The sequence below is a fragment of the Lentzea flava genome (assembly GCF_014648475.1).
Classification (GTDB): Bacteria; Actinomycetota; Actinomycetes; order Mycobacteriales; family Pseudonocardiaceae; genus Lentzea; species Lentzea flava.
Genome location: NZ_BMRE01000012.1, coordinates 24727 through 45550 on the forward strand (window position 1 = coordinate 24727; position 20824 = coordinate 45550).

At 69.4% G+C, this 20824-nt stretch carries 15 protein-coding genes; all 15 read left to right on the plus strand.

The window, feature by feature from the left end; translation table 11 throughout:
• Window positions 1–69 precede the first annotated feature (69 nt).
• The 15 genes from kdd to IEZ09_RS16490 all read left to right on the plus strand — a co-directional run bounded on the left by kdd (window position 70) and on the right by IEZ09_RS16490 (window position 20776).
• A complete protein-coding gene (kdd, locus tag IEZ09_RS16420; protein WP_189254572.1) occupies window positions 70–1080 on the plus strand; it encodes an L-erythro-3,5-diaminohexanoate dehydrogenase in 1011 nt (336 codons plus the stop codon).
• Complete coding sequence (locus IEZ09_RS16425) at window positions 1073–2620, plus strand: amidohydrolase (RefSeq protein ID WP_229812642.1); 1548 nt, start codon at window positions 1073–1075, stop codon at window positions 2618–2620. Before kdd ends, IEZ09_RS16425 begins: the two co-directional genes overlap by 8 nt.
• A 4-nt stretch (window positions 2621–2624) precedes the next feature.
• Window positions 2625–4193, plus strand: coding sequence for a lysine 5,6-aminomutase subunit alpha (gene kamD / locus IEZ09_RS16430; protein ID WP_189254574.1), 1569 nt, complete (start codon window positions 2625–2627; stop codon window positions 4191–4193).
• The gene (gene kamE / locus IEZ09_RS16435) at window positions 4190–4942 is read left to right on the plus strand and encodes a lysine 5,6-aminomutase subunit beta (RefSeq protein WP_189254575.1); all 753 of its coding nucleotides are present in this window, start codon (window positions 4190–4192) and stop codon (window positions 4940–4942) included. Before kamD ends, kamE begins: the two co-directional genes overlap by 4 nt.
• The gene (kal, locus tag IEZ09_RS16440) at window positions 4939–5337 is read left to right on the plus strand and encodes a 3-aminobutyryl-CoA ammonia lyase (protein ID WP_109641409.1); all 399 of its coding nucleotides are present in this window, start codon (window positions 4939–4941) and stop codon (window positions 5335–5337) included. The genes kamE and kal overlap by 4 nt, the downstream gene beginning before the upstream one ends.
• Before the next feature lie 58 nt (window positions 5338–5395).
• A complete protein-coding gene (locus IEZ09_RS16445) occupies window positions 5396–6808 on the plus strand; it encodes a DUF4331 domain-containing protein (RefSeq protein ID WP_189254576.1) in 1413 nt (470 codons plus the stop codon).
• A 15-nt stretch (window positions 6809–6823) separates the two neighbouring features.
• Window positions 6824–7858, plus strand: coding sequence for a tetratricopeptide repeat protein (locus tag IEZ09_RS16450; RefSeq protein WP_189254577.1), 1035 nt, complete (start codon window positions 6824–6826; stop codon window positions 7856–7858).
• Window positions 7855–9159, plus strand: a complete 1305-nt coding sequence (locus IEZ09_RS16455; protein ID WP_189254578.1) for a nickel/cobalt transporter — start codon at window positions 7855–7857, stop codon at window positions 9157–9159. The genes IEZ09_RS16450 and IEZ09_RS16455 overlap by 4 nt, the downstream gene beginning before the upstream one ends.
• A gap of 17 nt (window positions 9160–9176) precedes the next feature.
• A complete protein-coding gene (locus IEZ09_RS16460) occupies window positions 9177–9482 on the plus strand; it encodes a hypothetical protein (protein WP_189254579.1) in 306 nt (101 codons plus the stop codon).
• A gap of 74 nt (window positions 9483–9556) precedes the next feature.
• Complete coding sequence (locus IEZ09_RS16465; protein ID WP_229812617.1) at window positions 9557–9907, plus strand: GntR family transcriptional regulator; 351 nt, start codon at window positions 9557–9559, stop codon at window positions 9905–9907.
• 274 nt (window positions 9908–10181) lie between these two features.
• Window positions 10182–11348: an acyl-CoA dehydrogenase family protein gene (locus IEZ09_RS16470; protein ID WP_189254581.1), complete on the plus strand. Its 1167-nt coding sequence runs from the start codon at window positions 10182–10184 to the stop codon at window positions 11346–11348.
• A complete protein-coding gene (locus IEZ09_RS16475) occupies window positions 11345–13426 on the plus strand; it encodes an acetate--CoA ligase family protein (protein WP_189254582.1) in 2082 nt (693 codons plus the stop codon). Before IEZ09_RS16470 ends, IEZ09_RS16475 begins: the two co-directional genes overlap by 4 nt.
• 2 nt (window positions 13427–13428) lie before the next feature.
• Window positions 13429–15030 (plus strand): thiamine pyrophosphate-binding protein, encoded by a 1602-nt coding sequence (locus IEZ09_RS16480; protein ID WP_189254583.1) that lies wholly within the window; start codon window positions 13429–13431, stop codon window positions 15028–15030.
• 52 nt (window positions 15031–15082) lie between these two features.
• A complete protein-coding gene (locus IEZ09_RS16485; RefSeq protein ID WP_189254584.1) occupies window positions 15083–20182 on the plus strand; it encodes an NACHT domain-containing protein in 5100 nt (1699 codons plus the stop codon).
• Window positions 20183–20212: 30 nt separating this feature from the next.
• Complete coding sequence (locus IEZ09_RS16490; RefSeq protein ID WP_189254585.1) at window positions 20213–20776, plus strand: DUF4360 domain-containing protein; 564 nt, start codon at window positions 20213–20215, stop codon at window positions 20774–20776.
• Window positions 20777–20824 lie beyond the last annotated feature (48 nt).

Consider the following 20824-nt stretch of genomic DNA (forward strand, 5'->3'; position numbering starts at 1 on the left):
GCTTGCGGGATCTTAGCGGTTCACGTGAAGATATTGTCGAGACAGCGTCGTCGACCGAAGGATTTTCAGGTGAGCGCGTACGGACTGCACCGCGTCCTCGAGCCCGCGGGTGTGCTGCCCCAGCAGGCGTGGCGGCTGGACGCGGACCCCGTGCCGGCGGCCGACGAGGTGATCGTCGCCGTCGAGCGGCTCAACCTGGACGCGGCGTCGTTCCGGCAGCTCAGGGAGCAGCACGGCAGCGGTGCGGCCGTCCGGCAGGCGGTGCTCGACATCGTGGCTGAGCGCGGCAAGATGCAGAACCCCGTCACCGGCTCGGGCGGCATGCTGCTCGGCACGGTGCTCGAGGTCGGGCCCGAGTCGCCGCTGGGTCTCAAGGCCGGCGACCGGATCGCGACGCTGGTCAGCCTCACCCTCACGCCGTTGAAGATCAACGACGGCCTGCAGGACTGGGACGGCGAGGACGAGCAGGTGCCGTGCCGGGGGACCGCGGTGCTGTTCGGGCGGTCGATCGCGGCCGTGTTGCCCGATGACATGTCCGACGAGCTGGCGCTGTCCGTCATGGACGTGTGCGGTGCTCCGGCGCTCACCGACCGCGTCGTGCGCAGGCACCCCGGCGCCGAAGTGCTGGTTCTCGGCGGTGGCGGCAAGTCCGGTTCGCTCTCTCTCGCGGCCGCGCGTCAGGCCGGTGCGTCACGTCTGGTCGCTCTCGTGCCGACCGAGAAGGAAGCTGACCAGGTGCGCAAGTCGGGGCTCGCGGACGAGGTCGTGATCGCCGACGCGCGCAACCCGGTGGCCGTTGCCGAGGCGGTCGGCAAGCAGGTCGATGTCACGGTCGTGTGTGTGGACGTGCCGGGGTGCGAGCACGGCGCCATCCTCGCGACCGCGGATGGTGGCACCGTGATCTTCTTCTCGATGGCGACCTCGTTCAGTGCCGCGGCACTCGGCGCCGAGGGTCTGGCGGCGGACGTGGAGATGCTGGTCGGCAACGGCTATGTGCCCGGTCACGCCGCGTTCGCGTTGGACCTGGTCCGGACCCAGCCGGGTGTGCGGGCGCTGTTCGAGCAACGGCAGACTGCGTGACGTGAGTACGCAACTTTTGGTCGGCGGCCGCATCTACGCACCGGATGCGACGGCCATGGCCGTCACGGACGGCGTCGTCGTGTGGATCGGACAGGACTCGGTCGGCCGTGCGCTGCACCCCGATGCCGAGGTCATCGAGCTGAACGGTGCCTTCGTCGCGCCCGCGTTCGTCGACGCCCACGTCCACGCCACGAGCGCCGGCCTGCTGCTGACCGGCCTCGACCTGACCCGCACGTCCTCTGTGGAGGAACTGCTGCAGCAGGTCCGTGACGCCGAGGGTCCGCTGGTCTGGGGCCACGGCTGGGACGAGACGCGCTGGCAGGAGAACCGCCCGCCCACGCGCAAGGAGATCGACGACGCCGCCGCGGGCAAGACGGTCTACCTGTCGCGCATCGACGTGCACTCGGCACTCGTCTCGTCGGACCTGATCACCGACGAGGCCCGCACGGCCGACGGCTTCTCGGAGGACGGTCCTCTCTCGCGTGCCGCCCACCACCACGTGCGTGGCACGGCCAAAGCCGCCATCACGTCCGAACAACGTCAGGCCGCGCAACGAGCGTTCCTGCGCCACGCTGCCTCGATGGGCATCGCGTCGGTGCACGAGTGCGCGGGCCCGGACATCTCCGGCGAGGACGACCTGCGTGAACTCCTCGCGCACACCGAGGGCCCCGAGGTCGTGGCCTACTGGGGCGCGCACGAGCTGCCGTCGGTGCAGGTCCGTGGTCTGGCGGGCGATCACTTCGTCGACGGCGCGCTCGGTTCGCGCACCGCCGCGCTGACCGAGCCCTACGCCGACGCCGACACGTCCGGCGCGCTCTACCTGAGCGGTCAGCAGATCGCCGACCACCTGATCAAGTGCACCGAACTGGGCGTGCAGGCGGGCTTCCACGTCATCGGCGACGCCGCGATGGCCGCCGTGGTCGAGGGCTTCACCATCGCCGAGAAGGCCCTCGGCACGCCCGCCCTCGCGAGTGCCCGCCACCGTCTCGAACACGTCGAGATGGTCACCGCCGAACAGGCCGAGAAGCTGGCCGGGTGGGGTGTCATCGCCTCGGTCCAGCCCCTTTTCGACGCGGAGTGGGGCGGTCCGGCCGGGATGTACGCCCAGCGCCTCGGGGCGGAGCGCGGAGTGGGGCTCAACCCCTTTTCCCGCTTGGCCGCCGCGGGTGTCGTGCTGGCGTTCGGCTCGGACGCCCCGGTGACCGCCATCGACCCGTGGGCTGCCGTGCGCGCCGCGGTGCACCACCGCACCGAGGGCTTCGGCGTCTCGCCTCGCGCGGCCTTCACCGCTCACACGCGTGGTGGCTGGCGTGCTGCGGGCGTGGACGACGGGCTGACCGGCACGTTGCAGCCCGGCGCGCCCGCGACGTACGCGGTGTGGGAGACCGGCGACCTCGTCGTCGCGGGCTCCGACTCACGCGTGCAGCGCTGGTCCCTCGACCCGCGTTCCGGTGTGCCCGGACTGCCTGACCTCACCGGTCCCGCGCCCGTCTGCGTGCGGACCGTGCTGAACGGCCGGACTATCTACGAGAGGAAGTGACTTCATGGCGTTGCTCGACCTCGACCCCAAGGTCGTCGCCACCGCGCGCGCACTCGCGGCGCGGGCGGCCGAACCGGTGGTGTCCATCGCGAAGGCGCACACCACCGTTGCCGTCGAGCGCGCCACCCTTCGCCTGGCCGGCATCACCGGCGCGGACTCCACCCACCGCGCCGGTGACGTGCCGTGGGTCAACCGCGTGATCGACACGGTCCGCGAGCAGTGCGGTCTGGAACACGGCGTGGTGCTCCCGGCGTTCCACGCGCTCAAGGAGCACAACCTCGGCACCCTCACCGAGCTCGCGGAAGCCACGGCGGCGGGCCAGATCCAGTTCAAGCTCCCGACCGGCAAGGAGCTGACCGCGGCGAAGAAGGCCGCCACGTCCGCCGTCGCCAAGGGCATCAAGACGGTTGACCGCAACCGGGCGCAGCGCGACAAGCTCGTGGCCAAGTGGGGCGACCCCGCCCAGCGCCCGTGGATCTACCTGATCGTCGCGACCGGCGACATCGACGAAGACGTCGTGCAGGCCCAGAACGCGGCCCGCGCGGGCGCCGACATCATCGCCGTGATCCGCTCGACCGGTCAGTCGCTGCTCGACTACGTGCCGGAAGGCGCCACGCACCACGGGTTCGCGGGCACCTACGCCACGCAGGAGAACTTCCGGATCATGCGCGCGGCGCTCGACGACGTGTCGAAGGAGGTCGGCCGGTACGTGCGGCTGACCAACTACGCGTCCGGCCTGTGCATGCCGGAGATCGCTGTCCTGGCCGGGCTCCAGCGGCTCGACATGATGTTGAACGACTCGATGTACGGCATCCTGTTCCGCGACATCAACCCGATCCGCACGTTCGTCGACCAGCGCTTCTCCCGCCAGGTCCACGCCCGCGCGGGCATCATCATCAACACCGGCGAGGACAACTACCTCACCACCGCGGACGCCGTCGACGCCGCGCACACCGTCACGGTCTCCCAGCTGCTCAACGAGCACTTCGCCCACGAGGCGGGACTGCCCGACCACCTGCTGGGCCTCGGTCACGCCTTCGAGATCAACCCGAAGGTGCCGGACTCGTTCCGGCTGGAGCTCGCCCACGCCCTGCTCGCGCGCGAACTGTTCCCCGACGCGCCGCTGAAGTGGATGCCGCCGACCAAGCACATGACCGGCGACGTCTTCAACGGCTATCTGCTGGACGGGTTCTTCAACCTCGCGGGTGTCCTAACGGGACAGTCCATTCTGCTCGTCGGCATGATGACGGAAGCTGTTGTGACGCCGTTCCTGTCCGACCGCGACCTCGCGCTGCAGAACGTGCGGTACGTGCTCAACGCGGCGGGCAACCTCGCAGAGGACTTCCGCCCGGCCCCGGACGGCCTCATCGTCAAGCGCGCCCACCAGGTGCTCGGCGAGGCCGTCGACCTGCTGGAGCGCATCGTCGACGACGGCCTGCTCAACGCGATCGCCGACGGCACGTTCGGCCTGATGAAGCGCCCTGCGGACCAGGGCAAGGGCGCGGACGGCGTCGTGGAGAAGGCGGAGGGGTACTTCAACCCCGCGAGCGAGATGCTGGAGGCGGGCCGGTGACCGAGACCAAGAGGTACGTGCGGCCGTACGGCGACACCACCGGCGACGGCATGATCCAGACGTCGTTCACGCTGCCGATTCCCTTCGGCCCCAAGGCGGACGGCGCGGCGCAGCAGCTCGCGAACAAGATGGGCATGGACCCCGCGATGGTGGTCCACTCGCACCCGATCGGCGACGACTTCACGTTCTTCGTCGTCTACGGCTCGGTGAAGCACCTCGTGGACCTCGACGAGGTCAAGGTCGTCGAGCGCGAGTACCCGCTGCTGAGCCCGGCCGAGGTCAACACGACGCTCAAGAAGGTGTTGCGGCGCAAGCTCGTCGTGGTCGGCGGCTGCATCGGCACGGACGCGCACACCGTCGGCATCGACGCGATCCTCAACATCAAGGGCTTCGCGGGCGAGAAGGGCCTCGAGTACTACCGCGAGCTGAAGGTCGTGAACCTCGGCGCGCAGGTGAGCGTTCCCGAACTCGTCCGCCGTGCCCGCGCCGAGAAGGCCGACGCCGTGCTGATCTCCCAGGTCGTCACGCAGCGGGACGCGCACATCCTCAACACGCAGGAGATGTCCGCGGCGTTCCGCGAGGCGATGGGGGACAAGCGCCCGCTGCTCGTCGCCGGCGGCCCGCGGTTCGATCCGCTGATGGCGGCGGAACTGGGCGTCGATCGGGTGTTCTCCCGGGGCACCACTCCGGGTGAGGTCGCGAGCTACCTGGTGCACGCGATGCAGCAGAAGAAGGGGGTCGCCGCGTGAGCGGGGCTTTGGTCGAAGGCTTTTCGGTGACGCACCGGCGGTACGTGCCGCACTCGCACGCCCACTACGGCGGCAATCTCGTCGACGGCGCGTACGGGCTCGGCATGTTCGGTGACGTCGCCACCGAGCTGCTCATCCACACGGACTCCGACGAGGGGCTGTTCGCGGGGTACAGCTCCGTCGAGTTCGCGGCGCCGATCCAGGCCGGTGACGTCATCGAGGCCACGGCGACGTTGGTGCGCATCGGAAAGCGGTCGCGTGAGATCGAGTTCGAGGCCCGCGTGGTGTGCCGTTCGGCGCCCGATCGCGGGCCTTCGGCGGCGGACGTGCTCGCTGAGCCGATCGTCGTAACGCGCGCTCGGGGCACGGTCGTCGCTCCGAAATCCGCGGAATAGGACCGAACCGGCAGGCGTCCTGCTTCCGAATCCCCGGCCGTGGGAAGGGAGCAGGACAATGCCAACTAGCAACAAGAAGCGATTACGGCGCGGCGCGATCGCCGCAGCCGTGGTCGCGGCGGCCGCTGCGATACCGGCGGCCGAGGCCTCCAGCCACCGCGAAGCCCCGTTGATCGCGGCGGACCCGGCGGTGGACAACACCGACGTCTACGCCTTCACCAGTCCCGACAAGCCCGACACCGTCACGCTCATCGCGAACTGGTTCGGGCTGCAAGAACCGGGCGGTGGCCCCAACTTTTACCCCTGGGCCACGGACGCCCGGTACGACATCAACATCGACGCCGACGGCGACGCGGTGCCGGACAAGACGTTCCGGTTCACGTTCACCACCGACGACCGGCGCGGCAAGAACACCTTCCTCTACAACAACGGGCCCGTCACCTCGATCAACGACGAGAACCTGTTGTTCCGGCAGAACTACGACCTCGAACTGGTCGAGCCGGGCAAGAGCACCCAGCTGGTGAAGGGCGGAAGGGCGGCACCGTCCAACACCGGACCCGCGTCGTTCCCGAACTTCGCGGCGATCCGCGACCAGGCCACCATGAAGATCATGGGAGGACAGGGCCAGGTCTACACCGGACCGGCGGAGGACTCGTTCTTCCTGGACCTCAGGGTGTTCGACCTCCTCTACGGCGGAAACCTGAAGGAGGTCAACCAGGACACCCTGATGGGCTACAACGTCAACACCATCGCCCTTCAGGTGCCCAAGACGATGCTGGCGCTCAAGGGCGACCCGCAGCGCAACCCCGTGATCGGGGTGTGGAGCGACACCGAGCGCCGCACGCTGAAGCTCGACCCCGGCAAGGCGACCCCGCAGGGGCCGTTCGTGCAGGTGTCGCGGCTGGGCAACCCGCTGGTGAACGAGGTCGTGTCGTCGGCGGCCATCAAGGACGCGTTCAACGGGCTCGAACCCGTCGGGGACGCGAAGGTCCAGGCGTTGCTGGACCGGGTGAACGACCCGGAGCTGGCGCGGCTGATCCAGGCGATCTACGGCATCCCGGCGCCGAAGACGCCGAGGGCCGACCTCGTGGAGATCTTCCTGACCGGGATCACCACGAAGGCGGGCGGCCCGATCAAGGCCGATCTCAACTCGCAGCTGAACAACGCCGACGTGGACCCGAAGAAGTTCGCGCCGGCGGAGATGCTGCGGCTCAACATGTCCACGCCGGTCACGCGCAACCCGCACCGGCTCGGCGTCCTCGGCGGTGACCTGCAGGGGTTCCCGAACGGCCGCAGGCTCACCGACGACGTGGTGGACATCGAGATCCAGGCGGTCGTGGGCGCGGCGCAGACCGGCAAGCTCGTGCCGGCGCTCGCCAAGGGCGACCGGGTGAACGCCAACGACGTTCGCTTCGGTGACAAGTTCCCGTACGTCGGACTGCCGAGCAACCGGGCGGTCAACTCCCGCTGAGTGAGGGTGCCTGACATGTGGAAAACCATTCCGCTGCTGGCAGCTTTGCTCGCTGTCGCCGCCTGTGCCTCCCCGCAGGCGGCGACACCCGCCGCAGCCACGCAGACCTCTTCCCTGCAGCACAACGCGGAATCGTTGCAGGCCAAGCTCCGCCGAACCCCGCAGGACGCCGCAGCCTGGGCTCAGCTCGGTGCCACGCACGTCGAGCTCGCTCGCGTCACCTTCGACCCCCAGCACTACTCGCGTGCCGAGCGCGCGCTGACCGAGTCGTTGCGCCTCAAGCCGGAGGGCAACGGTGAGGCGTTCATCGGCCGCGGTGCGCTGGCCAACGCCCGGCACGACTTCGCCGCTGCCCGCGACTGGGGCGAGCGCGCCGCGGCGGCCCTCCCGGACTCCCCTGCGGCCCAGGGAGTTCTGGTCGACGCGCTGACGCAGCTCGGCGACGACGCCGGTGCGTCCGTTGCGCTGCAACGCATGCTGGACCTGCGGCCGGGTGTCGCGTCCTTCACCCGCGCCGCCTACCACTTCGAGCTGCACGGCCGCCTGGACGACGCGCGCGGGGCACTGGAGCGGGCACTGGAGTCCGCTTCCTCGCCCGAGGAGGCCGAGTTCTGCCGCTTCCAGCTGGACGAGCTGAAGGGACGGACCGACGAGGAGGCGCTGGAGACCTATCGCGGGCTTGTGGCGAAGGCGCCGTCGCCGGAGTACCTAGTGAAGTACGGCAGGGCGCTGGAGAAGGCGCGCAGGCCGCAGGAGGCGCGGGCGCAGTACGACCTCGCGTTGCGGCAGCTGCGCGCTCTGGGCGGGGACGACCTCACGGCTGCCCTGATCGCCGCCGACCACGGTGACCCGGCGGAGGCGTTGCGGTTCGCCGAGAAGGAGTGGGCGAAGCGGCAGAGCGTCTTCACCGCGGACGCGATGGCGTGGGCTCTGCACGTCAACAAGCGGTCCGCGGAAGCGCTGCCGTACTCGGACAGGGCGGTGGCGTTCGGGTGGCGGGATCCGGAGGTTCTCCGGCACCGCGCGGCGATCCTGGGGAGCCTGCGATGAGGCTGTTGCTGTTGGTGGTGTTCGGGATGCTGCTGATGGGCGGCGTAGCGCAGGCACACCCGTTGAGCAACCTCAGCGTGAACCACTACGACGGCCTGCGGGTGTTCCCCGACCGGATCGAGCTGCGGTCCGTTGTGGACAGTGCGGAGATCCCGACCCTGCAGGACCGCGACTTCGTCGACGCGCGCAAGCGGTGCACGGAACGCGCGAAGTCGTTGGACGCCATGGCCGGCGAGCGGAAGCTCCGGTTCGAGGTGCGCGACGCGGACGTCGTGCGCCCGCCGGGGGAGGCCGGCCTGCCGACCATGCGCCTGACTTGCGAGTACACGGCTGTCCTGCCGGTGCGCGGCGAGGTCGAGGTGACGTTCAGCGACTCCTACCTCGGCGACAAACCGGGCTGGCGCGAGATCACGGTCGTCGGTGTCGACGTCGCGGTGTCGGGCGCGCCCGCGGAGTCGATCACGAACGAGCTGCGCGCGTATCCGGAAGACCTGCTGTCCTCGCCGCTGGACGTGCGGGCCGTGCGGTTCGTCGCACAACCAGGTGAGGGGACCCCGGTCGCCCCGCCTGGAGCATTGGGAGAGGCCACGAAGGCGGCCGTCGGCCTGGTGGGTGATCTCACCCCGGTGGTCGGGATCGGTGCGGTCCTGCTGTCTCTGGTGCTGGGCGCGTCACATGCCGCGCTGCCCGGCCACGGCAAGACCGTGATGGCCGCCTATCTGGCGGGTTCGAGGGGAACCCGCCGCGACGCACTCCTCGTGGGCGCCACGGTCACCATCACCCACACGGCGGGGGTCTTGGTGCTGGGGCTGCTGCTCAGCGTGTCCAGCGTGATCGCCGGCGAGTCGGTTCTGCGCTGGCTCGGCGTGGCGAGCGGTCTGCTGGTCGCGGTGATCGGAGGAGTGCTGCTCCGCTCGGCGGTGCGTTCCCGTGGTCGTATGCGGCACGGCCACGGACATGGGCATGGTCACGGACACGGCCATGGTCATGGGCACCGCCGGGCGGGGCTCGTCGGGATGGGAGTGGCGGGCGGCCTGGTGCCGTCCCCCTCCGCCCTGGTGGTGCTGCTGGGCGCGATCGCGTTGGGCCGCACGTGGTTCGGCGTCGTTCTCGTGCTGGCGTACGGCCTCGGCATGGCGGCGACGCTGACCGCCGCGGGGCTGCTCCTGGTCTCGCTGCGGGACCGCTTCGGGCCGCGGCTCGCCCGCTTCCGCAGGTACGCGGACCTCGCGCCGGTGGGCACGGCGGCGCTGGTGATGTTCGTCGGAGTCGGTCTGGCCACGCGTGCGCTGGCCGGTTAGTTCTCGGAGAGGGAGTCATGAAGAAGCTCATCGTGCTGGCGGCGCTCGCCTTGGCCGCGTGCTCGTCGGATCCGGCGGTTACCGCTCAGTTCGACGATGAACAGCAGTCCGACATCTCCTGCATGAAGCACCAGGAGCAGACACCGGGGGAGGAGTACTTCGACGAAGGTAATTGGGACACCGTCGTCTCGTTATCCATCCTGCGCTACTACACGTCGAACGGCACAAAGCCCTACTGCGACGGCAAAGCGGCGACCGAAGCCGACCAGGGCTGGCGCAAGCTGTACGTGCAGATGGGCGCGGACCAGACCAATATCCGCTGAATCGACCGCAACCTCCGCCGCGTTCCTCCGTTGGTCAATACAGAGGTAGTTACATGCGGGGAGGATGGGGCGCAGTGAAGATCGACCACCACGGGGACACACCTCCGTACGAGCAGGTTCGGGTGCACTACGCACACGCGATCTCGAACCGCGAGCTGCCGGTGGGCGCCAAACTGCCCACGGTGCGCGCGCTGGCGAAAGACCTCGGCCTGGCGGTCAACACGGTGGCCCGCGCCTACCGCGAGCTGGAGGAGGCGGGCCTCGTCGAGACGCGGGGGCGCGCGGGCACCGTGGTGAGCGCGAACGGCGACAACAACCGCGAGCGCATCCGGGCGGCGGCGGCCCAGTACGCGACGATGTCCGCGGAACTGGGCCTCGCGCCGCAGGAAGCGCTGGAGATCGTCCGAGCGGCCTTGCGGCCCTGATCGCGCTCGGACCGCCTCGGCCATGAGCGCCGCGGGCAACGGCTGGGTGTGCATGGGGTCGGTCGCCGTTCCGCGCATCCGCCGAACGTGCTTGTCAACCCACCGTTCGGCGATCTGTGGACAACTCAGAGCAGGCCTGGTCACGTCGGCCACGAACACGCCGGAAACCGCCCGCCCGATCACCCGTTCGCGCACCTCCCGATACGTCTTGACACAGCTAGGCTGCCCGATGGATCGTGAATAACTGATTCGTCAGTCAGTTTAGGGGTGCGAGATGGGGCGGACCGTCAGGGACGGCCTGCGGCTCACGGCCGAACAGGAGCAGTTCGTCGAACTGGCCAGGGAGTTCGCCGCGAACGAGATCCGTCCGCGAGCGCGGGCCGTCGACGAGGCGGACACCGAGTCGCCGCTCGACGTCTGGGACAAGGCGTCCGCGCTCGGGCTGACGTCGTTCATGATCCCGGAGAAGTTCGGGGGCGGCGGCGTCACCGACCTGCTCACCCAGGTGCTGGTCCAGCAGGAGCTGTGCCACGGCGACATCGGCATCGGCAACCTGATCACGTCCAACGGCTTCTTCAGCGCGCCGGTCGAGCACCTCGGCACGCCCGAGCAGCAGGAGCGGTTCCTCAGTCCACTCGGGACCGATCGGCCGCCGCTCACCGCCGTCGCGGTCACCGAACCGGAGAGCGGAAGCGACGCGGCGAGCATCCGGACGTCCGCCCGGCGCGACGGCGACTCGTACGTCCTCAACGGGCAGAAGACCTGGATCTCCAACGCCCCCTACGCTTCCCAGTTCGTGCTCTTCGCCACCGTCGACCCGGCGAAACGCTCCCGAGGGGTCACCGCGTTCGTCGTGCCGCGCGACACCCCCGGCCTCACGGTCGGGCCGCCGTTCCAGAAGATGGGCCAGCGCGCGATCGTCAACGCCGAGGTGTTCCTCGACGACGTTCGCGTGCCGGTGGAGAACCGGCTCGGCGACGAGGGGCAGGGATTCGCCGGCCTGATGCGGACGTTCGACGCGTCGCGCATCCTCATCGGCGCCGCCACGACGGGCCTCGCGCGGGCGGCTCTGGACTTCGCGACCGACTACGCCCGTGAACGCGTGCAGTTCGGTGTGCCGATCATCCAGCATCAGGCCGTGGCGTTCCGGCTCGCGGACATGGCCACGCGCGTCGACATGTCCCATTTGCTGACCGTGCGCGCGGCGACGTTGTACGACGCGGGGCACGCCGTGGCGCAGGAGTCGGCCATGGCCAAGCTCGTCGGCTCGGAGAACGCCATGTGGTGCACGCACGCCGCCGTGCAGACGCTGGGCGGTTACGGCTACTCGCGCGAATACCCCGTCGAACGCTGGATGCGGGACGCGAAACTCGAGGAGATCGAGGAAGGCACCTCGGACATCCAGCGCCTCATCATCTCCCGCGGCCTCGGTGCGAGATGATCTTCTCCGACCCCGCGTCCGTCGCCGTGGTGGGCGCCAGCGACGACCCCGCCAAGTGGGGACACTGGCTCGCGCGCGGCGCCCTGATCGGCCGTGACCGCCGCGCCGTGCACCTGGTGAACCGCTCCGGCGGCCCTGTTCTCTCGGAGCCGACCGTGCGGTCGCTCTCGGAGCTGCCCGAGGCACCCGAACTGGTGGTTCTGGCCGTGCCCGCGGCCCACGTGCCCGCCGTGGTGGACGAGGCGCTCGCCGTCGGGGTGCGCGGGTTCGTCGGCATCCCGGCGGGCATCGACGACGGCGTGATCTCCCGCATCCGCGACGCTGGTGCGCGCCTTCTCGGACCGAACTGCCTGGGCTTGTTCGACGCGGCGACGTCGCTGCACCTCGCCTGGGGACGATTCCAACCCGGCTCGCTGGGCGTGGTGTCGCAGAGCGGGCAGGTCGGCCTGGAGATCGCCGGGCTCGCGGCGGAGTCGGGTCTCGGGGTGTCGCGGTTCGTGTCGGTCGGCAACCAGGCGGACGTGACGGCCGCGGAAGCGTTGCTGGACCTGGTGTCCCACGACCTGACCACGGTCGTCGGGGTGTACCTGGAGAGCTTCGGGCCGGGGATCGTCTCGGCGATGGCGGAGCTGCGCGCGGCCGGGAAACCGGTGGTGCTGCTGACGGTCGGGTCGTCGTCGGCTGCTCAGCAGGCCGCTCTCTCACACACCGGGGCTTTGACGTCCTCTTTGGACGTTGTGGACGCGGCCTGCCGCCGTGCCGGAGCGGTGCGGGTGTCGACGCCCGCCGCGGTGGTGGACCTGGCGGCGGTGGTGTCGTCCGGTGTGCCGCGGGGGTGCCGGGTCGGGATCATCTCGGACTCCGGCGGGCAGGGCGCGATCGCGGCGGACCTGGCTGCTGTCGCCGGGTTGTCGGTGCCTTCGCTGTCCTCTGTGGACGGACTGCCCGCGGTGGCGTCCAATCCGGTCGACCTCGCCGGCGCGGGGGAGCGGGACCTCTCGAACTACGCCCGCGCGGTCGAGGTGCTCGTGCGCGGGGGCGATGTCGACACTGTCGTGTTGTCCGGCTACTTCGGCAGTTACGGAGCGGACACGCCCTCGCTGGAGGACGCCGAGGTGGCGGTCGCGCACAGGATCTGTTCCCTGGCAAGGGAAACGGGCGTTCCCGTGGCGGTGCACAGCATGTGCGCGGACTCGGCGGCGGTGCGGGCTCTGCGTGCGGGTGGGGTGCCGGTGCAGCACACGATCGAGCGAGTCGTGGCTGCGCTCGGTGACGCGGCACGGCTCGGTGCGCTGTCCGTCGCCGCCGCGGCACGGTCCGGCGCGCTGTCCCTGCCGCTTGCCGGCGCTCCGACCGGGCCGGAATTGTCGGTGCCGGCTGGGAGAATTGAATCAGGGGACCCCTTCAGGGGGGACCCCTGCGCAAGCCTGCCGCACCAGCCCGGCTACCTCACCGCCCGCGAGCTCCTCAGCTTCGTCAGGTTCCCCAGGGCCCACGCCGTGACCAGCGCCGCGGAGGTCAAGGCGACCACCCTGACCGGCCCGTACGTCCTCAAAGCCGACTGGCTGCCCCACAAGAGCGAGCACGGCGGCGTGAAGACCGGCCTGACCGACCCGGCCACGGCCTTCGAGGAGATGGAGGCCAGGCTGGGCCCCGGCACCTACGTCCTCGAAGAGATGGACACGCGCGAGGACGCCGTCGAACTGATCATCGGCGCGAAGCGGGACCACTCGTTCGGCCCAGTGATCCTCGTCGGCGCGGGCGGCATCCACGCGGAGTTGTTCAGAGACACCGCGATCGAGCTGGCCCCGGTGACTCCCGCCACGGCGAGGGAAATGCTCGCCCGCCTCGTCCTGGCCCCGCTCCTGTCCGGCCGGCGCGGCGCGAAGCCGGTGGACGTGACGGCGTTGGCCGAGCTCATCGCCCAGATCTCCGCGACACTGGTCGCCAGACCGGACCTGTCCGAGATCGAGCTGAACCCGGTGCGCGTGGGCCCGGACGGCGTGCTGGCCGTCGACGCGCTGATCATCCCTTCGGGTGACAGGTTGAACGACACGAGCGGACGACGCGTGGCATGAGCATGACCCCACCTCGCCTCAGCGGCGGCGACGCGCTGGTCCGCGCCCTCGTGGCGCACGGCACCGAGCTGGTGTTCGGCATCCCCGGCACCCACAACCTCGGCATCTACCGCCACCTGGCCGAGCAGAACGTCAACCACGTCACGCCCCGCCACGAGCAGGGCGCCGGCTTCGCCGCCGACGGCTACGCCCGCGTCACCGGCAAACCGGGCATCTGCCTCACCACGAGCGGCCCGGCCGTGCTCAACGCGATGACGGCGATCACCCAGTCCTACTCCGACTCGGTCCCGGTGCTCCTCATCTCGCCGGGCATGCCGCTGCGCCACCCCGGCCGCGGCAACGGCACCCTCCACGAGGTCCGCCACCAGAGCGCCGCCCTCGAAGCCGTCATCGGCTACTCGAACCGAGTCCACAGCGTCGCCGAGATCCCGCTGGCCGTGGCACAGGCGTTCGCGCACATGACCTCCGGCCGCCCCCGCCCGGCCCACCTGGAAATCCCGCTCGACCTGATCGACACCGTCGACAAGGTCAGCGACGTGCCCCCGGTGATCGTCGCCCACCCACCGGCCGACGCCGTCACGATCGCCGCTGCCGCCGGCCGCCTGAACGTCTCCACCCGCCCCGGCCTGATCATCGGCGGCGGAGCCAGGGGCGCAGCCGAGGAGATCACGGCCCTGGCCGAACGCCTCGGCGCCCCGGTCGTCGCCACCGCCAACGGCAAGGGCACCTTCTCCGAACACCACCACCTCTCCATCGGCGCGGGCCTGCACCACAAGGCGGTCGCCGAGTTCGTGGCCGAATGCGACGTGGTCCTCGCCATCGGCACGGAACTGGCCTCCACCGACCTCTGGAACGGCCCGCTGAAGTTCCCCGGCGACCTGATCCGCATCGACGTCGACCCGGCCCAGATGATCACCAACGCCCTCCCGGACTACTGCCTCGTCGGCGACGCCCAGGCCACCGTCACCGCCCTCACCCAACGCCTGGGCAACGGCAAAGCAGGCCACGAAGCCACAAAACGCGCCGAACGCTGGCAAAAGCTCTTCCGCAAACACGCCCGCACCCAGGGCGCCCCCTGGCTCCCACTGGTCGAGGCCATGAGGGAAGCCCTGTCCCCAGGCGCCATCATCGCCGGCGACAGCGCAATGGCCTGCTACTACGGCACTTTGTCCAACCTCCCCCTGGCAGGCCCGGCAAGCTTCCTGTACCCCACGGGTTTCGGCACCCTCGGCTACGGCCTCCCCGCCGCGATCGGCGCCAAGCTGGGCGCACCCGACCGCCAGGTCGTCGCCCTGCACGGCGACGGCGGCGTGATGTTCACCCTCCCGGAACTCGCCACCGCGGCCCAGGAACGCCTGCCCCTGCCCGTGATCATCTGCGACAACGGCGGCTACGGCGAGATCCGCCGCGAGATGGCCGACCGCAGCGATCCCGTGCACGGCGTGAACCTGCCCGGCGTGGACTTCGCCGCGGTCGCGAAAGGCCTCAACTGCCACGGCCTCACCGTGGACGACGAGGACAAGTTCGCCGCGGCCCTGCGCAAGGCCTTCACCGCTGACCGCCCCACCGTGCTGCACGTGGTGGGCGACCTGGCGGGCGCCTGAACGTCCTTGTTTTGTCCAGGAATGACATTCGCTGCCGTGGGACCATCCGTCGATGGCGGAAGACGACCTGACCTTCACCACCGGCGACGTCTCCGGCACCGCGGTTCAGGCCCACACCATCCACGGCGACGTGTACGTCTACGCCCGGCCGGAGCTCTGCTCATCGTGCCCGCCACCGTCCTGCTGGGCCGAGGCGGAGGAGCCGCCTGCGGAGATCCAGGCACTGTTGTGGGCACAACGGCAGGCGGCCCACCAGCTTCCCTACCGCCTCCCAGGTGCTCGGAAGCCGTCCCTGGACACCATGTACGTGCGGCAGAACCTCGGTACCGGCGTGGAGGAGCCGGAACAACCAGCCCAGGCGCGCCAGACTTCCCTGATCGACGATCACCGGCACCTGCTCGACACCCCACCGCCACCCCTGGTGCGGATCAGGGCGCGGCCGCCGTCCCGCACGATGCGCGAAGCGATGGACGGCGATGCTCACCTCCTGGTCACAGGGGGACCGGGCCAGGGCAAGTCGACCCTGAGCCTGCGTTTGGCCGCCGACATCGCCGGGCACTGGGCGAACGGCGAGGGCGAGCCGCCGCTGTCGGAACCAGTGGTGCCGTTGCGCCTCACCGCGAGAAGTCTCGCCGCGCGGCTCGACATGCCGTTCGGACAAGCGCTGGCGGACAGCGTCAGCGCGGACTACGGCCCACTGCTGCGACTGCCGGTCTCTGCGGCGATCCTGGCCGAACGCGTGGTCGGCTGCCGATGGCTGCTCATCGTCGACGGGCTGGACGAGGTCGCTGATGGCGAACACCGGATCCGCCTGGTCAGCGCGCTGGCCGCGTGGGCCTCGGCGTCGACGTACCGGGTGCTGCTGACCACGCGCCCGATCGAAGGCGGCGCCCTGGCACCGCTGCACCGGATCGGAGCAGTCCGCTACGAGCTCCAGCCGTTCGACGAGGCTGCGCTGAAACGCTTCGCCACCAACTGGTTCGAGCCCGACGAGGTGCACCGCTTCCTGCGGCAGATCCGGGAGGCCCACCTCGACGAGCTGGTCCAGGTTCCGTTGCTCGCCACCATCGCCGCGATCATCTTCGAACACAGCTCCCAGCCGCTGCCGGGAAACCAGTACTCCCTCTACGAAACCTACTTCGCGCACATCCGCTCCGGCACGTCGTCCCCGTTCGAGGAGCACCGGATCCCGTTGCTCGAACACCTGGCCCGCACCCGCCTCGAGTCCGAGGCGTCTCTGCTGGAGGCGGCACGAACGTGGGTGGCCGACCGCGTCACCCTCGACTCGCCCACCTGGCAGGACGACCTGACGACGTTCCTGGTGTCCGTGGGTCCGTTCGCGGTCCGCGGCGACGACCTGGCCTTCCTGCACCACAGCTTCGCCGAGCACCTGGCCGCCACCTCGCTGGCCCGCGAACTCCCGGCGGAGTTCGACGAGAACGCCTTCGCCACCGCTCTGCACGCCGCGCGCCCGAGGGAGTCGGGCCGGTTCGCCCGCCAGGTCCTGCTGCACCACACCCGGCTGCACCCCGGCGAGGCCGACCGTCTGCTGAGGTGGCTGCACGCCGGCGACGTCAACCAGCACCTGCTGGCCGCCCGCCTGCTGGCACACCACCTGCCCGCATCCGTGGACCTCATGGAGTCGTTCCTCGCCACTGTCTGGGACTGGGCGATGACGACCCAGTACACGGCCGGCGAGATTCTGGCCAAGGCCACCCGCGCCACCCACCACCCCGGCCTCGTGTCCTGGTTGCTCCGTCTGATGCGCAACGCGAACGCGCCCTGGCGATCCCGGGCCGAAGCAGCCACCGCGCTGGCGGTGCGGGTGCGGGGACCCGCCACCTGTGAGGCCCTCGAATTCCTGCACGTGGTGGTGGACGAGCCTGGTGCCGCGGTGCAGGACCGCCTGATCGCCGCAGAGGGCTTGGCTCAATGCGGTGCGGCCCAACGAGAAATCGCCGCGCGGGTTCTCCGCGCGGTGCTCGCGGACGCGAATGCCACTGGTGCGACTTGCCGTGCGGCCGCCGTGGTGCTGTCCACCCTCGACGGAGACGCACGCGTGCACGCTGTCGACGCACTGATGCAACGTCTGTCCGATGTGGATATACGGCCGCAGGACCTGGTCGAGGTGGCGACCGGTCTGCTGGAAATCAGCATCGACTTCCACGAGGTGTGTGCCGAGGCGTTTCTGAAGGTCCTGCGCAGCCCGGTGCACACGACGGAGGGACGGCGGGACGCCGCGCTCGGACTGGCCTCCCTGGGCTCTGAAAGCCTGTCTGCCGCGGTCGCCGCGCTGACCGAGATGATCACGGATCGCGCTTGGCCCGAGCGCTTTCGCGCAGACGCCGCCGCCGCGCTCGGTGATCTCGGACCGGTGCATCGTCAGAAGGCGGGTGAGCTGATCGCCGCGGAACTGGCAGCCTCGGTGTCGTTGACGCAGGTCCGCATTGTGCTGGCGACGCAGCTGTCCTATCTCGGCCCCGCCTTTCGCGACACGGCGGTGACGCATCTCAGGGCGTTGTTGAACGATTGCGGACTCCGTGAGCACGATCTGGGGCTCGTGGTGGGCGCCATGGCCAATCTGGGATCCGAGTTGCGTGTCGAAGCGGCGGCGCAGTTCGTTGACCGAGGGCTGCGGAAGTCGCACAGTCGAGCAACCGTGCTGGAGTGCTTGGAGAAGCTCGGCGAGCCGTACCGTTCGCCAGCGCTCGAAGAGATGCGGTCGGTGGTTGCGGACGAAAGCGTGTGGTTCGAAGTACGCGGGAGGCTGGCCCGTCATTTGATCCAGTCCGCGCCGGAACTGCACGAGCACGCGATCTCCTGCCTGCTCTCGATCGCCGCCAGGAACCTCGACCTGGAGGCCGTGTGGACGGCCTGGGCCGAGCTGAACGGGACGTGGCTGCAGGAGCGAGTTTTTGCTGAAATGCTCGCCATGTGCGGGAAAGGGCAACACCCGGGATCGATGTTCCGACTCGGCACGGTGGCCTCGTCGAGGGACGTGGAGTGCATCCGCACGGCCGGCGAGGCACTTTCGGCGATCATGGACGACCCGGAACGACCGATGAGCGAACGCATGACGTCCGCTCTCGGTCTCATCTACGTCGGCAGGGCCTGGGACCTCACCGCGGCCAGATGGCTGGCCGCCATCATCCGGTCGGCAGAGGTCACGATCTGGGACTTCAGTTATCTGGCTGGGCTCGTGGCGTCACAGGGATCACGTTCTGCAGACCTGTGCGCACACGCCTTGTTCGACGTTCTTCGTGATGCACGCACGACGACAGAGCGAGCGTGGAACCTGGTACAGGGGATGGAGATTCTCGGCCTCGGCAAGACCCCTGAGGTCATCGCCGCGCTGCGCTCGATCGTCGGCGACGAGTGCTTCGACGACGAAAAGCGCGCAGCCGCGGCAGTGCTGGCAATGCGACATGACCCGTCGATGTGCTCCATGGCGGTCTCTCTCGTGATCAGAGCCTGTGGAGTCATGTACCGGGAGGAGTTGCACACCGCGCTACGCGACCTCGGAGCCGACCTCGCGCGACAGTTCCAGCTGCTTCTGAGCGATGCCGATGTGGAATGGGTCAGACGAACGGGTGCGGCGATAGCGTTGCACAACGCTGCGGAACTGCGTCGGCACTCGGTCGACGGACACTTGCATGCGGATGGGAGCTTGGTCGTCCTGCAGTCCCTGGCCGGTGTCGATCCGGCCGAGGTTCCGAGGGCGAAGGACACCTACGTCAAGGTTCTCGATGATCACGATCTGCCGATCGCTGTTCGCACCCGTGCGGCTCGGGAACTGATGGTGCTGGATCGCCGCTCGGCCGCTGCGGTGGTCGCAGAGCTGCGGCGCGTGGTCGAGAACTCACATCTGCACCCCGACGATCGTGCGTTCGCAGCAAGTTGGCTCAGGCCCATGATCAGTCAGCCCGCCTGGTTCTTCTCGGCCGTGACCGCGATCGCCCGTCATCCCGCGCTCGGGCATGACGCTTGCCGCAAGCTCGTCTCCGGTCTGCCGAGGACGTTGATGACCGAGATCGAGGAGGTGCTGCTCCGCGACCGCACTGCGGAGATCAATCTGAGGGTGCCGAAGGCAGACATGTGGGACGATCTTCCGCTCTGCTCAGAGGCAGTCGCGGCGATGCGCGAGGTGATCACGGCACCGGAGAGCCGAACCTGTGAACGTGTGCGTGCGGCGACAGCCCTTGCCCGGCTGAACTGGTCGTTGGTGCCGGAAGCGATCGCCGCGCTGGAGCGGTTCGACACCACCGAGGCGCGCGTGAACCTCGCCGGTCTCGGCAGGCGTCAGCAGGTGTACGACGAGGCGATGCGGGTGACGACGGACGAGAATGCGCCCTTCCGGCGCCGGTTCGCCGCAGCGCTCCTGATTGACGAGATCTCCGATTCACCAGGGCCGCAGGTGCTGGAGGTGTTGCTGCTCGCGCGATCCTGGCGAGAGCGGGTGAAGGCCTGGGCTGTCGCCAAGGATCTGGCGGCGTTGCGGGCGGTCCGCGACGACCCGGACGCACTGCCTGCCGCACGCCGCAAAGCTTCTCTCGCGCTCATCGACCGTCGCGCCGAGGACAGGGCTGCCGCGGCACGCGTTCTGGAAGAGATCGCGGCTGACGATCGGATCCATCCGCGGATGCGGTGGCGTGCGGCCGCAGACCTGGGTGAACTCGGTGTCCTGGGTCGTGAGAGAGCGCTCGTGGTGCTCCGGAATTTCGCCTGCGACGAGGAACTCCCCGCCGCGATGAGGGCGCTGGCGGCGGGCACGTGGTACGAGCTGAAACCCACCGCGAAGCGCGAGGTTCTGGCCGTCCTGAATGGACTAGGTCCCGAGAGTCCTCTGCAGCGGATGGAAGTGCTGAAGGTCTTGGCGAAGGTGGATTTCGCGCGGCCGGTGACCGAGCTGCAGGAGATGGGTGCGAACGAACCCAGCCCCGTGGTGCGGATGTGGTGCGCGAGAGCGATGGTCGAGCTGCGGCGGGACCAGCAGGAGAAGGCGGCAGCGATCGCACGGGCGGTGGCGTGGGACGAGACCGTGCCGAACCACATCAGGCGCCGGGCGGCGGGCGACCTCGCCCGTTGGAGCGAACTGATGAGGGAGGACGCGCGAGCCCTGCTGAGCCGTTTGCGGGATTGTGCGACGAGATAGGTTCTCCTGCAGCGATGTGAGGAGGCCTCGATGCTCGCCGTGGTGGCTCTGCTGGCTGCTTCGCTCGTCCCGCCTCCCGGCCCCGTCACCGTCGAGGTGGTGAGCGTCGGCGGCTCGGGTTGTCCGAAGGGCACGACGACCGTGGCCATGTCGCAGGACAACGAGGCGTTCACGGTCACGTACAGCGACTTCCTCGTGCAGGGCAACGGCAACGAGGCCAAGAAGAGTTGCACGATCGCCGTCAAGCTCAACCACGCGGCGGGGTACGCGTACGGCATCGCGGCCACGGATCACCGCGGGTTCGCCCATCTGACGGACGGGGCGCGTGGTGTCGTGCGCAGCAGTTACCACTTCCCGGGGTTTCCCACGCGGAATCGCATGCACACGTATCAGAGTCCGATGAGTGACAACTGGCAGGTCACCGACAGGCCGGACAGCGTTGCGCACGGGCCGTGCAAGGATCGCAAGCCGTTGACGATCGAGGCCGAGCTCAAGGTCACCGGCAAGGGGAACACCAGCTTCATGACCATGGACTCGACGGACTCGAGCGTGAGCACGACGTTCAAGCTCTCCTGGAAGAAGTGCGCGGAATAACAAGCGCGCGTCTGGCGTTGTCTGCTACAGTCCGTTTGTCACCGGCGG